12 protein-coding genes are annotated in these 13,080 nt (G+C 64.7%); 11 read left to right on the top strand and 1 reads right to left on the bottom strand.

The features are described from left to right. Positions 1 to 109: 109 nt before the first annotated feature. On the bottom strand, positions 110 to 1,618 hold the full coding sequence (gene flgA, locus P0D96_RS06020) for a flagellar basal body P-ring formation chaperone FlgA (protein WP_408285602.1): 1,509 nt from the start codon (positions 1,616 to 1,618) through the stop codon (positions 110 to 112). 217 nt (positions 1,619 to 1,835) lie between these two features. On the opposite strand from flgA, the gene flgB reads away from it, so the two are divergent. The 11 genes from flgB to flgK all read left to right on the top strand — a co-directional run bounded on the left by flgB (position 1,836) and on the right by flgK (position 13,074). After that, positions 1,836 to 2,330 carry a flagellar basal body rod protein FlgB gene (gene flgB / locus P0D96_RS06015; protein ID WP_408176425.1) on the top strand — a complete coding sequence of 165 codons (495 nt, stop codon included), beginning with the start codon at positions 1,836 to 1,838 and terminating at the stop codon, positions 2,328 to 2,330. 93 nt (positions 2,331 to 2,423) lie between these two features. Then, positions 2,424 to 2,849: a flagellar basal body rod protein FlgC gene (gene flgC, locus P0D96_RS06010; RefSeq protein WP_012434707.1), complete on the top strand. Its 426-nt coding sequence runs from the start codon at positions 2,424 to 2,426 to the stop codon at positions 2,847 to 2,849. A 10-nt stretch (positions 2,850 to 2,859) separates the two neighbouring features. Beyond that, positions 2,860 to 3,573, top strand: a complete 714-nt coding sequence (locus P0D96_RS06005) for a flagellar hook assembly protein FlgD (protein WP_132376600.1) — start codon at positions 2,860 to 2,862, stop codon at positions 3,571 to 3,573. A gap of 43 nt (positions 3,574 to 3,616) precedes the next feature. Beyond that, positions 3,617 to 5,128: a flagellar hook protein FlgE gene (locus tag P0D96_RS06000; protein ID WP_408285605.1), complete on the top strand. Its 1,512-nt coding sequence runs from the start codon at positions 3,617 to 3,619 to the stop codon at positions 5,126 to 5,128. Positions 5,129 to 5,148: 20 nt separating this feature from the next. Then, positions 5,149 to 5,907: a flagellar basal-body rod protein FlgF gene (gene flgF, locus P0D96_RS05995; protein ID WP_132376602.1), complete on the top strand. Its 759-nt coding sequence runs from the start codon at positions 5,149 to 5,151 to the stop codon at positions 5,905 to 5,907. A gap of 84 nt (positions 5,908 to 5,991) precedes the next feature. After that, the gene (gene flgG / locus P0D96_RS05990; RefSeq protein ID WP_012434703.1) at positions 5,992 to 6,780 is read left to right on the top strand and encodes a flagellar basal-body rod protein FlgG; all 789 of its coding nucleotides are present in this window, start codon (positions 5,992 to 5,994) and stop codon (positions 6,778 to 6,780) included. Positions 6,781 to 6,817: 37 nt separating this feature from the next. Beyond that, positions 6,818 to 7,516, top strand: a complete 699-nt coding sequence (gene flgH, locus P0D96_RS05985; RefSeq protein WP_132376603.1) for a flagellar basal body L-ring protein FlgH — start codon at positions 6,818 to 6,820, stop codon at positions 7,514 to 7,516. Between the two features lie 2 nt (positions 7,517 to 7,518). Then, positions 7,519 to 8,715 carry a flagellar basal body P-ring protein FlgI gene (locus P0D96_RS05980; protein WP_408176428.1) on the top strand — a complete coding sequence of 399 codons (1,197 nt, stop codon included), beginning with the start codon at positions 7,519 to 7,521 and terminating at the stop codon, positions 8,713 to 8,715. Positions 8,716 to 8,727: 12 nt separating this feature from the next. Continuing rightward, positions 8,728 to 9,720, top strand: a complete 993-nt coding sequence (gene flgJ, locus P0D96_RS05975; RefSeq protein WP_132376605.1) for a flagellar assembly peptidoglycan hydrolase FlgJ — start codon at positions 8,728 to 8,730, stop codon at positions 9,718 to 9,720. 337 nt (positions 9,721 to 10,057) lie between these two features. Then, positions 10,058 to 10,831 carry a flagellar brake protein gene (locus P0D96_RS05970; protein ID WP_408176429.1) on the top strand — a complete coding sequence of 258 codons (774 nt, stop codon included), beginning with the start codon at positions 10,058 to 10,060 and terminating at the stop codon, positions 10,829 to 10,831. A 269-nt stretch (positions 10,832 to 11,100) separates the two neighbouring features. Continuing rightward, positions 11,101 to 13,074: a flagellar hook-associated protein FlgK gene (gene flgK / locus P0D96_RS05965; RefSeq protein WP_408285611.1), complete on the top strand. Its 1,974-nt coding sequence runs from the start codon at positions 11,101 to 11,103 to the stop codon at positions 13,072 to 13,074. The last annotated feature ends 6 nt before the right edge of the window (positions 13,075 to 13,080 follow it).

Genomic DNA, 13,080 nt, shown 5'->3' with positions numbered 1-13,080 from the left:
CCGGCCGGCCCCTTGGCTGGCCTGCTTCCGGCGCAGCCCGCCGCAGCGCTCGCGGCCGCAAGAACGGGCGTGGCGCCGGAGTTCGTCATGGCGTGCTCGCCGTAGCGGCTCACAGCTGAATCTCCACGGTCGCGCCGTCTTTCACGATGCCGGAAATGATCTGGCCGTTCGCCGTCTTGACCCGCACCTGCTGGCCCGGCGACGCATTGTTCATCGCGCTGCCTTCCGCCGAAATCGCGAAACCATCGCCGGCCGCCACGACCCGCACCGTCTGTCCGATCGATACCGCCGACGCGCTTTTCAGCATGTCGCGGCGCAGCGGCATGCCGCCGGCGACGCGCGTGAGCGTGACCGAGCCGACCGCCTGCGACGGATCCGTGACAATGGCCTGGGGCAAGCCGGTCAGGTCGCCGTCGCGCGCAACGAGGTCGGCGGCGGTGAGCACTTCGCCCGGCGCCATGGCACGCGCGGCCAGATAGTACGTGGCGTGCAGCGAGATGCGCGCCTGCAGATAAATGGTCCACGGGCGCTCGCCCGCGCAGCGCACGCCGACGGTCATGCGGCCCCACAGGCGCGCGCCGCTCGGCATGAACGGTTCGAGCATCGTGCAGTCTGCGAGACCGCGCGGAAACGCCGGCGCCACGGTGATGTCGACCTTGCCGGGCAAACCGGTGGACTGCTGCTGCAGGAACGCGAGCGCGGCGCTGCGGATCGCTTCCGGATCTTGCTGGCCGGGCAGCGGCGCAGCTGGCGCGAGCGTCGCGGGGCGAAGATTCTGTTGCGCGACGGCGGGAGCGACTTGCCGCACCGTCGGTGTGCGAGCGATAGCGGCCGGCGCGGGCGCGGCCGTCGCAGCCGGCGCGACAGCGGCACGGGTCGCGACCGGCTTGCCATTCGCGCCCAACTGCGGCGGCTCTCCGCGTGAAGCGAGGCTATCGAATCCTGCCGCCGCGGAGGCCCCAGCGGCTGCGTTGAGCGGCGCATTGGCGGCCACCGGCTGAACGCCCGCGGCTTGCCGTGTGTCATTCGCCTGCGGCGCAGGCGTCACCACGACCGGAACCGCCTGACGCGAACCCGGCACGACGTTGACTCTGGCGACACCGTCCACGGCATTGCCACTGCCCGGCGCGGGAATCGTCACGACACCGCTGGCGTCGGGCTTGAAGCTGGTGCGAATCATTTGCGGCGCGGCCGGCGGTTCGCCCGCGCCCGGAATGACGATCGAGCCGCTCGCATTGGCGGCGCGCGTGAATGAATCGGCGTCGCGAGCCGTGGAATTCGGCGTCAGCGACTGCGCGGTGGCGGCGGCCAACGTTGCAGCGGAGCCAGTGCGCTTTGCAGGCGTGGCTTGCATGTGCTCGGCCAGATCCGCGAGCGCAGCCGGATTCTTTTCTCCCGGACCCGGAATCACGATCGGGCCGCCGGCTTCCTGAGCCTGCGCGTTGACCGGCAGCAGCACGATGCCACCGGCGACCCACACCGTCAGGCTCACCACAAGGCGAATCAGGAGACGCGAGGCCGTGCGCGCGGCACGCCGCGCGACGCCAGCGCCCGCACCCACGCGATGCGCCGCCGCGCAATTCGCGTGGTGCGTCGGATCGAAGGCGGGCTGGTCCATCTTGTTTCTCCATCGAATGCATCGGTACGCCTTGCATTCTAGTGAGCGCCCCCATTGCGCAAACGTTGAATAGAAGCCCCCTTTCCCGGTTATTCGTCCGATTGCCGCTTGCGTTCGGCCCATAAGATGCACCTCATGCAAAAAGGTCTTCCCGCCTGGTGCAGTCCTCACGCGAGGCATGCACGGGAAGCCTCGGGAACGTTCTCCGGAGATTCTTATGCTGGACAAACTCGATGCCGAATTCGCCTTTGGCCGTGAGGCGCTCGATGTACGCGCCTATCGGCAGGAGCTGCTGTCGTCGAATATCGCCAACGCCGATACCCCCGGGTACAAGGCGCGCGACGTCGACTTCGCCTCGTCGCTCGCCGGCGCGCTGAAGAAGAGCGGCGGCGCTACTGGAACCGCTGCGTCGAACAACGCGACGCTGGCGATGACTCAGCCCGCGGGTGTGACGAGCGGCATGTCGATGGTGTCGACCGCGCCGGGCCACATGGCCGGCAAGTCGACGCTGACGCCGACCGGCGGCACGTCCGACGACTACGGCAACCTGCAATACCGCGTGCCGACGCAACCCGCACTCGACGGCAACACGGTCGACATCGATACCGAGCGGGTGCAGTTCGCGGACAACACGTTGCACTTCGAATCGGGCATGACGGTGCTATCCGGCCAGATCAAATCGATGCTGTCGGCAATCCAGTCGGGCTCGTAAGAAGCCACGGCGACAGACTCAGCAGTACGCAAGAACAATCGCTACGGGATTAACACTTGAGCCGGTTCGAACCGGCAGGAGAAGTCAGGAAACATGCCATCCCTGATGAACATTTTTGGTGTTGCAGGCTCCGCGATGTCGGCGCAGTCGCAGCGACTCAACGTGACGGCGTCGAATCTCGCCAACGCGGACAGCACGACCGGCCCGGACGGCCAGCCGTACAAGGCCAAGCAGGTCGTGTTCGCGGTCAGCCCGCTCGGCGGCGCGCGCACGGCTTCCGGCCAGCAGGTCGGCGGCGTGCAGGTTACCGGCGTGGTCGACGACCCGACGCCGATGAAGACCGCCTACGACCCCGGCAATCCGGCCGCGAACTCGGACGGCTACGTCACGTTGCCGAACGTCGATCCGGTGCAGGAGATGGTCAACATGATCTCGGCCTCGCGCTCATACCAGGCCAACGTCGAGACCCTGAACACCGCCAAGACACTGATGCTGAAAACGCTCACGATCGGAACCTGAGGAGAGCTCCTTGACCACCAACACCACCATTGGCGGCAGCGGCACGACTGTGTCGCAAACGCTGCTCGATACGATGAACGGCACGAACAGTGCCTCGAGTTCGACGGGCAGCACGTCCGGCACCTCGGCGACCGATCTGCAGAACACCTTCCTGCAACTGCTCGTCGCGCAGTTGAAGAACCAGGACCCGACCAATCCGATGGACAGCTCGCAGATGACCTCGCAGCTGGCGCAGATCAACACGGTCTCGGGCATCAGCCAGTTGAACACCACGCTCAGCTCGCTCGCCACGCAGATGTCGGCGGGCCAGCAGTCGCAAGCCGCGTTGCTGATCGGCTCGACCGTGCTCGCCCCGGGCAGCTCGGTGGCGGTCGCGAGCGGCAAGGCCGCCGCGTTCGGCGTGCAGCTCGCCAACTCGGTGGGCGATCTGCAGGTCGTCGTGAAGAACTCGGCAGGTCAGATCGTCAACACGATCGACCTCGGCAAGCAGTCGGCCGGCACGATTCCGGTGGGCTGGACGCCGACCGACACGGCCGGCAATGCGCTGCCGGACGGCACCTACACGATCAGCGCGGTCGGCACGATCAACGGTCAACAGGCCACGGCCACCACGCTCACGGGCTCCACGGTGCAAAGCGTCGTCATGCAGCCCAACGGTACGCCGGGCCTCGTGCTGTCGAACGGCTCGACGGTCGGCTTGACCAGCGTCGCCGCCATCCTCTGATTCAGATTCTGTCAGTTACGACTTTCCAGATACGGAGACCGTCATGGGTTACCAACAAGGTTTGAGTGGTTTGTCAGCATCGTCGAGCGACCTCGACGTGATCGGCAACAACATTGCCAACGCGAATACGGTTGGCTTCAAGAGCGGCGCTGCGCAATTCGCCGACATGTACGCCAATTCCGTGGCGACCGCAGTGGGCAACCAGGTCGGCATCGGCACCAAGCTCGCCGAAGTGCAGCAGCAGTTCTCGCAAGGCACGATCACCAGCACCAACCAGGCGCTCGACGTCGCGATCAACGGCAACGGCTTCTTCCAGTTGTCGAATAACGGCTCGCTGGTGTACTCGCGCAACGGGGTGTTCCAGCTCGACAAGAACGGCTTCATCACCAACGCGCAAGGCCTGCAGCTGATGGGCTATGCCGCGAACAGCTCGGGCATCATCAACACCGCGCAGACCGTGCCGCTCACCGTGCCGACCGCGAACATCGCGCCGCAAGCGACCACCAAGATCACGGCCGGTCTGAACCTGAACGCGCAGGATCCTTTGATGCTCGGCACCCCGGCCGTCACGCCGACGCTCGTCGCGGGCAGCACGCTGACGACGCCGGGCGCGACCATCACGAACACCGCTTCGGGCACGAACAACGACAGCTACACCGTCAACTTCACGAGCCCGACGACCTACACGGTCACCGACACCACGCTCGGCACGACGTCCGCCGCCGCGACCTACACGGCGGGCACGGCGATCTCGCTCGGCAACGGCCAGACCATCACGTTCAACGGCGTGCCGGCGACCGGCGACAGCGTCGCGATCGCGCCGACCCCGGTGGCGTTCAACCAGAACAGCTCGTCGACGTACAACTACTCGACCAGCACGACGGTCTACGACTCGCTCGGCGGCTCGCAGACGGTCAACATGTACTTCGCCAAGACGTCGGCCGGTACGTGGAACGTGTACGCCGGCACCTCGACGGGCACGGCGCAACTGGTCGGCCACGCGAACTTCAACTCGTCGGGCACGCTGCTCGGCACGACGGACGCGTCGGGTGTCGCCACCACCACGCCGTTTGCCTACAACTTCTCGATCCCGACTACCGACGGTTCGTCGACGCCGCAGAAGCTGACGCTGAACATCGCCGGCACGACGCAGTTCGGCGGCAAGGACGGCGTGAACTCGCTGCAGCCCGACGGCTTCGCCGCGGGCACGCTGACGAGCTTCACGATCGGCGCCGACGGCACGCTGACCGGCAACTATTCGAACCAGCAAACCGCGGCTCTCGGCCAGATCGTGCTGGCGAACTTCTCGAACCAGAACGGTCTCGTGAACCTCGGCAACAACGAGTTCCAGCAAACCTCGGCTTCGGGCGTCGCGCAGATTTCGGCGCCGGGCTCGACCAACCACGGCGTGCTGCAAGGCGGCGCGGTGGAAAACTCCAACGTCGATCTGACGAGCGAACTGGTGAACCTGATCACCGCGCAACGCAACTATCAAGCGAACGCGCAGACGATCAAGACTCAGCAGACCGTCGACCAGACCCTGATCAACCTGTAAGCGACCGGGACTAACCCATCATGGATCGGCTGATCTACACCGCGATGTCGGGCAGTACGCAGGCGCTCGAACAGCAGGCAATCGTCGCGAACAACCTGGCCAACGCATCGACCACCGGTTTTCGCGCGCAACTGGCGACTTTCCGCGCCGTGCCGATGTCGTTCGGCGACGGCAGTTCGATCAACGACAACACCACGCGCACCTTCGTGCTGTCGTCGACGCCGGGCGCGGACTACACGCCCGGGCCGATCCAGCAGACGGGCAACCCGCTCGACGTGGCGATTCAGGGGCCGGGCTGGCTGGCGGTGCAAACCGCCGACGGCGGCGAAGCCTACACGCGCGCCGGCAATCTGCATGTCGACGAAAACGGCCAAATTGTGAACGCCACCAATCAGGTGGTGCTCGGCAACGGCGGCCCGGTGTCGGTGCCGCCGGGCGCGGAAATCACCATCGGCAAGGACGGCACGGTGTCCGCGCTGACGCCGGGCGATCCGCCGACGGCGGTGGTGACGGTCGATCAGTTGAAGCTGGTGAATCCGGATCCGCAAACCATGACGCGCGGCGACGACGGCCTCTTTCGCACCGCCGACGGCAATGCCGCCGACGCCGATCCGGCTGTCACGCTCGCGCCGGCCTCGCTTGAAGGCAGCAACGTGAATCCGGTCAGCGCGATGGTCTCGATGATCACCAACGCGCGCCAGTTCCAGATGCAGACGAAGCTGCTGGAAAGCGCCGACAAGAACGACCAGTCCGCCAACCAGCTGCTCAGCTTTAGCTAACGGGCGCGTAGGCGCAGCAAACAAGTTGCATGAGATCGGAGCAGGCGCTAAAGCGCCAACACCGATCGACACCGGAGAAGAACCATGAATCGCTCACTCTACATCGCCGCGACCGGCATGAATGCGCAACAGGCGCAGATGGACGTGATCTCGAACAACCTCGCGAACGTCAGCACCAACGGCTTCAAGGGCTCGCGCGCGGTGTTCGAGGACCTGCTGTATCAGACCGTCCGCCAACCGGGCGCGAACTCGACGCAGAACACCGAACTGCCGTCCGGCATCCAGCTCGGCACGGGCGTGCAGCAAGTTGCTACCGAACGTCTGTACACGCAGGGCAACCTGCAACAGACCGGCAACTCGAAAGACGTCGCCATCAACGGTCAGGGCTTTTTCCAGGTGCAGATGCCCGACGGCACGACCGCCTATACCCGCGACGGTTCGTTCCAGACCAACGCGCAAGGCCAGCTCGTGACCTCGAGCGGCTATCAGGTGATCCCGGCGATCACGATCCCGAACAACGCGACCTCGCTCACCATCGGCAGCGACGGCGTGGTGTCGATCACCGTGGCCGGCTCGACCAACAGCCAGCAGCTCGGCTCGATGCAGATCGCGACTTTCATCAACCCGGCCGGTCTGGATGCGAAGGGTGAAAACCTGTTTGCGGAAACTGCTTCGTCGGGCGCGCCGAACGTCGCGCAGCCGGGTCTGAACGGCGCCGGCACGCTGAATCAGGGCTACGTGGAAGCATCGAACGTGAACGTGGTGCAGGAACTGGTGAACATGATCCAGACGCAACGCGCTTACGAAATCAACAGCAAGGCCGTGACGACCTCCGACCAGATGCTGCAGACCCTGAGCCAGATGCAGGTTTAAGGCTCGAGGGACTGGGAATTAACAGGCGGTAATGATGATGTCGCACTTCACTCGCAATCCGGTTCATTCGCGCACCGCTCAGGCGCTCGTGCAGCTCACGCTGCTCGCGGCCCTGGGTGGCTGCGGCCTCGTGCCGAAGCAGCCGATCACGCAGCAACCGATGACTGCGCTGCCACCGATGCCGCCGTCGGCGCAGTCGCCGGGCTCGATCTACAACCCGGGTTACGCGGGCCGTCCGCTGTTCGAAGACCAGCGGCCGCGCAATGTCGGCGACATCCTGACGATCGTGATCCAGGAAAACGTCAACGCGACCAAGTCCTCGGGCGCGGGCGTCAACCGCAGCGGCAACACCAACTTCGACGTGCCCACCTCCGGCTTTCTCAGCGGCCTGTTCGGCAAGGTCAACCTGAGCGCGAACGGCGCCAACAAGTTCGCCGCGACGGGCGGCGCGAATGCGTCGAACACGTTCAGCGGCGTGATCACCGTCACGGTGACCGGCGTGCTGCCGAACGGCAACCTGATGGTCAGCGGCGAAAAGCAGATGCTGATCAACCAGGGCAATGAATTCGTGCGCTTTTCGGGCGTGGTGAATCCCAACACGATCTCCAACCTGAACGCCGTGTACTCGACCCAGGTGGCCGACGCGAAGATCGAATATTCCGCGAAGGGCTATATCGACGAATCCGAGAACATGGGCTTCCTGCAGCGCTTCTTCCTCAACGTGTCGCCGTGGTGATCATGCGTACCGTCCTCTTCCGTATACGCATCCGCACCCGCCTCGCGCGATTCGCCGGTTTCGGCCGCGCGCTGGCCTTCGTCGCGCTCGCCTGCGCGGCGCTGCCGGCCGCCACGCCTGCTCATGCCGAACGGCTGAAGGACCTCGTGCAGATCCAGGGCGTGCGCGACAATCCGCTGATCGGCTATGGCCTCGTCGTCGGCCTCGACGGTACGGGCGACCAGACCACGCAAACGCCGTTCACCACGCAGACGCTCGCCAACATGCTGGCGAACCTCGGCATCTCGATCAACAACCAGGCGGCGGGTTCGAGCAATTCGCAGTCGTCGCTGTCGAACATCCAGCTGAAGAACGTCGCCGCGGTGATGGTGACGGCGGTGCTGCCGCCGTTCGCGCGTCCCGGCGAAGCGATCGACGTGACCGTGTCGTCGCTCGGCAATGCGAAGAGCCTGCGCGGCGGCACGCTGCTGCTTACGCCGCTGAAGGGCGCCGACGGCCAGGTGTATGCGCTCGGCCAGGGCAATCTCGCGGTCGGCGGCGCCGGCGCGAGCGCCAACGGCAGCAAGGTGCAGGTGAACACGCTGGCCGCGGGCCGCATCGCCGGCGGCGCGATTGTCGAACGCGCGGTGCCGACTTCAGTGTCGCAAGCGGGCACGATGCAGCTCGACCTGAACGAAATGGACTACGACACCACGCAGCGCGTGGTGGCCGCGGTGAACAACGCGTTCGGCGGCGGCACGGCAACCGCGCTCGACGGCCGCACGATTCAACTGCGCGCGCCGAGCGATCCGGAGCAGCAGGTCGCCTTCATGGCGCAGTTGCAGAACCTCGACGTCAAGCCGGCGCAAGCCGCCGCGAAGGTGATCCTGAACGCGCGCACCGGCTCGATCGTGATGAATCAGATGGTCACGCTGCAGAACTGCGCGGTGGCGCATGGCAACCTCTCGGTCGTGATCAATACGCAGCCGGTGGTGAGCCAACCTGGCGCGTTCTCGAACGGCCAGACGGTGGTGGCCAAGCAGTCGCAGATTCAGATGAAGCAGGACAACGGCGCACTGAAGCTGGTGACCGCCGGCGCCAATCTCGCCGAAGTGGTGAAGGCGCTCAACGCATTGGGTGCGACGCCCGCGGATCTGATGTCGATCCTGCAGGCGATGAAAGCGGCGGGCGCTCTGCGCGCCGACCTGGAAATCATCTAAGGAAGACACGGGATGAATTCGGATACGACCAATTCCGCCGCTTCGGCGAACGACCTGACCCAGCGCTTCGCGCTTGACGTGCAGGGTTTCGCGAAGCTGAGCGCGCAAGCCAAGGCATCGCCGCAAGCCGGCATGAAGATGGCCGCGCAGCAGTTCGACGCGGTGTTCACGCAGATGATGTTGAAGAGCATGCGCGACGCGACCCCGCAAGACGGTCCGTTCGATTCGCACGACAGCGCCACCTTCACGTCGATGATGGATCAGCAGTTGTCGCAACAGATGTCGCAAAAGGGCATTGGCGTGGCTGACGCAATGCTCAAGCAACTGATGCGCAATCAGGGCATGCAGGTGGGCGGCGGTGCGGGTGGTTTGACCGGCATGGCTAACTCATTGGGCGGCGGCAGCGGCGGCGGCGACGAAGGCCAGACCGCGGCGCTGAACGCGCTCGCCAAGGCGTACGGCAATGCGCAGGCCAACGGCCAACTGGCGATGGGCAAGGGCTACTCGGCCAACAGCGCGCTCACTCCGCCGCTGAAAGGCGACGGCAGCTCGCCGAAGGTCGACGCTTTCGTCGACAAGCTCGCCCAACCTGCGCAAGCCGCCAGCGCTGCGACCGGCATTCCGGCGCGCTTCATCATCGGCCAGGCCGCGCTCGAATCGGGCTGGGGCAAGAGCGAGATCAAGAAGGCGGACGGCTCGACCAGCCACAACGTGTTCGGCATCAAGGCGAGCAAGGACTGGACCGGCAAGACCGTGTCGACGGTCACGACCGAATATGTGAACGGCAAGCCGCAGCGCGTTGTCGAAAAATTCCGCGCGTACGACTCGTATCAGGAAGCCATGACCGATTACGCGAGTCTGCTCAAGGGCAATCCGCGTTACGCGCAGGTGATCAATTCGGCGCATGACGTGAACGGCTTCGCCAATGGCATGCAGCGCGCCGGTTACGCAACCGATCCGCACTACGCGAAAAAACTGATGTCCATCATGCAGAAGATGGGCTGAGCTGCCGTGACCGCAGTTCGAATCAACCGATCACTTAACCGAATCAAAACCATGCACGCGACGGGGCCAGGTGCATAGCAAGACGGACGAGGCCGGCCGCCCACGGGCGGCCGGTCCACCCGCGAGTGGCATGGCGCGGTTTAACGTTTGCGGCAAATAATTCATTACAGGCCCCTAAATTTTGGCCGGATGCTGCCGCTAATCAGTTAGACCCAATACCGGAAAGCGTTGTAATGTCCGGTTGGGATGCGCGTGCTGCGGCTTCGATGAAGACCGCGCGAAAGCCCCGGCAGGAGCCCTGGCACGCGCCCGCAAGAACATGCATACCGGCAAGCCCATGGATACTACCCAGTCGAACGGCCAGACCGACACACACGGCCAGCTGCACGCTCCGACCGACGACGGCGGCAACGATTTTGGCCGTCGCAATCCGCTGGAGATCGGCGTCCAGTTACGCAATCTCGTCAATCGCGGCGATTTCCTCACCGTTCAATATGCAGGCGGACAGCTCGTCACGCGTCTACTCGACGTCGACGTGCGCGGCCGCAGCTTCACGTTCGACTGGGGCGCGTTGTCCGATCAGAACAAAGGCTTGCTGAGCGCACCGCGCTGCCAGTTCCACGCGCAGCCGGACGGCGTGCGTGTCGAATTCGCCACCGGCACGCCGCGCGAGACCCGTTTCGAAGGACTGCCCGCATTCGAGGCCGATTTCCCCGAGGTGCTGTTTTACGTGCAGCGCCGCGAGTACTTCCGCGTCGATGCGCCGATTCTCGATCCGTACGTATGCTCCGGCCGTTTGCCCGAAGGCGATTCGTTTCGCTTTGAAGTGCACGACCTGTCGCTCGGCGGCGTCGGCATGCGCACCACGGACGAACGCGTGGCCGAATTGCCGATGGGCACGCGCCTGCTCGATTGCGAACTGTCGCTTGGCGCGCTCGGCCGGCTCTCGCTCGATCTGCAACTCGTGTCGCATCGCTCCACCGCGTTGCCGAATGGCACGCAGCGTTTTCAGCTCGGCTTCCGCTTTCTGACGCTGCCGGGCAGCGCGGAAAACACGCTGCAACGTCTGATCACGCAGCTCGAGATGAAGCGCCGTTCGCTGGTGCGCTGATTGAAATGTCGGATCTGTGGTGCGTGAGAGGGGTTGCTTGCGCATCGTGTTCGCTTGCCGGCTCATCGTCACTTCCTTGTCACCTGTTTTCCGTACCGGCGCGCGTCTCTGCGCGATGGGTGACAAGCCCGGCAGGCAAGCCTCGCAAACGTTGAAACAAACGTCGAACACGCATCGGAATGACCTCAATTTTTCCTTGTTGAGGCCGTTAAACAAGATGTTCAAGTAACGCGGCGGCATGTGTACGGTGTCGCTCTTCAGGATGACGCATGTCCAATCTCATCAATATCGGCCTCAGTGGACTGAACGCAGCCCAGTGGGGACTCACGACGACCGGCCAGAACATCAGCAACGCGTCGACGCCTGGCTACACCATTGAAACGCCGGTGTATGCGGAAAGCGGCGGTCAGTACACGGGCTCGGGCTATCTGCCGCAAGGCGTCTCGACCACGACCGTGACGCGCCAGTACAGCCAGTATCTGACCACTGAGCTGAACAATGCGCAGAGCTCGGGCAGCGCGCTGTCGACGTACAACACGCTGATCTCGCAACTGAACAATCTGATCGGCAGCCCGACCGCCGGGATTGCGAGCGCGATCACCGGCTACTTCACCGGCTTGCAGAACGTCTCGAACAACGCGTCGAGCCTGGCTACACGCCAGACCGCGATGAGCGGCGCGCAGACGCTGGTGAACCAGATCAACGCCGCGGGTCAGCAATACGACGCGCTGCGCCAGAGCGTCAACACGCAGCTCACCAACACCGTTTCGCAGATCAACAGCTTCACGCAGCAGATCGCGCAGTTGAACGGTCAGATCGCCCAGGCCAGCACGCAAGGCCAGCCGCCGAACCAGTTGATGGATCAGCGCGATCTCGCCGTGTCCAACCTGTCGCAACTGATCGGCGTGAACGTCGTGAACAGCAACGGCAGCTACAGCGTCTTCATGAGCAACGGCCAGCCGCTGGTGTCCTCCAACAACAGCTACAACCTGGGTACAGCGCCTTCGACCGGCGACACCAGCGAGTTGTCCGTCCAGTATCTCGGCCAGGCGGGTGCGAACCCGGCAGCCGCGCCGCAGAACCTGCCCGACAGCAAGATCGACGGCGGCACGCTCGGCGGCCTGCTCGCGTTCCGCAGCCAGACGCTCGATCCGGGCGAGGCGCAACTCGGCGCGATCGCCGTGAGCTTCTCCGCGCAGGTCAACGCGCAAAACGGGCTGGGCATTACGCTCGCCGGCGCCAAGGGTGGCGCGCTGTTCTCAGTGGGCGGCCCGACGGTCTATGCGAATACGCAGAACACCGGCAATGCGTCGCTGAACGTGTCGTTCGCGAATCCCACGCAACCGACCACCGGTGACTACACGCTCGCCTACAACGGCACCACCTACACGTTGACCGACAATTCGACGGGCAGCGTGGTGGGTTCGGCGACCAACCTGAGCCAGCCGATCAACGGCCTGAATTTCTCGACCACCGGGACGATGAACCCTGGCGACTCGTTCACGGTCGAGCCGACCCGCGGCGCGCTGAACAGCTTCGCGACCGCCACCACCGACGCATCGGCGATCGCCGCCGCCGCGCCCGTGCTGGGCGCGGCCGCGTCGAGCAACACCGGCACCGGCACGATCACGCAGGGCACCGTCACGGCCGGCTACACCATGCCGAACTCGACCACCACGCTCTCGTACGACGGCACGGGCCTGTCCGGTTTCCCGGTCGGTTCGACGGTGACGGTGGCCGGTTCCCCCGCTACCACGTATTCGATCACCAGCGCGACGACCGTGGTGCCGTATTCGTCGGCCACCGGCGCCTCGCTGACGATCAATAACGCGACCGCCGGCCAGATGAACAACGTCTCGGTGACGATCAGCGGCGCACCGGCGGCCGGCGACAAGTTCACCATCGGCCCGAACACCGGCGCGAACAACGACGGCCGCAACGCACTGGCGCTGTCGAATCTGTCCACCGCGAAATCGCTGTCGGGCGGCACGGTCACGCTGACGGGCGCGTATGCGAACTACGTCAACAATATCGGCAACCAGACCAACCAGATTCAGACGTCGAGCACCGCGCAAAGCTCGCTGGTGACGCAGATCACCACCGCGCAGCAGTCGGTTTCCGGCGTGAACATCAACGAAGAAGCAGCCAACCTGCTTCAGTATCAGCAGCTGTATCAGGCGAACAGCAAGGTCATCCAGACCGCGCAGACCCTGTTCCAGACGATACTCGGCATCTTCCAGTGAGGCGTT

This window comes from Paraburkholderia sp. RL17-347-BIC-D (genome assembly GCF_046027915.1).
Classification (GTDB): Bacteria; Pseudomonadota; Gammaproteobacteria; order Burkholderiales; family Burkholderiaceae; genus Paraburkholderia.
The sequence above is the reverse complement of the archived record's forward strand: the minus strand, read 5'-3'. Positions and strand labels throughout refer to the sequence as shown.

Bases quoted from the DNA above. Each gene is read 5' to 3' on its own strand.
- flgJ (WP_132376605.1), top strand. From the start codon at position 8,728: ATGAATTCGGATACGACCAATTCCGCCGCTTCGGCGAACGACCTGACC.
- flgA (WP_408285602.1), bottom strand. From the start codon at position 1,618: ATGGACCAGCCCGCCTTCGATCCGACGCACCACGCGAATTGCGCGGCG.
- P0D96_RS05980 (WP_408176428.1), top strand. From the start codon at position 7,519: ATGCGTACCGTCCTCTTCCGTATACGCATCCGCACCCGCCTCGCGCGA.
- P0D96_RS06000 (WP_408285605.1), top strand. From the start codon at position 3,617: ATGGGTTACCAACAAGGTTTGAGTGGTTTGTCAGCATCGTCGAGCGAC.
- flgH (WP_132376603.1), top strand. From the start codon at position 6,818: ATGTCGCACTTCACTCGCAATCCGGTTCATTCGCGCACCGCTCAGGCG.
- flgG (WP_012434703.1), top strand. From the start codon at position 5,992: ATGAATCGCTCACTCTACATCGCCGCGACCGGCATGAATGCGCAACAG.
- P0D96_RS05970 (WP_408176429.1), top strand. From the start codon at position 10,058: ATGGATACTACCCAGTCGAACGGCCAGACCGACACACACGGCCAGCTG.
- flgK (WP_408285611.1), top strand. From the start codon at position 11,101: ATGTCCAATCTCATCAATATCGGCCTCAGTGGACTGAACGCAGCCCAG.
- flgC (WP_012434707.1), top strand. From the start codon at position 2,424: ATGCCATCCCTGATGAACATTTTTGGTGTTGCAGGCTCCGCGATGTCG.
- flgF (WP_132376602.1), top strand. From the start codon at position 5,149: ATGGATCGGCTGATCTACACCGCGATGTCGGGCAGTACGCAGGCGCTC.
- flgB (WP_408176425.1), top strand. From the start codon at position 1,836: ATGCTGGACAAACTCGATGCCGAATTCGCCTTTGGCCGTGAGGCGCTC.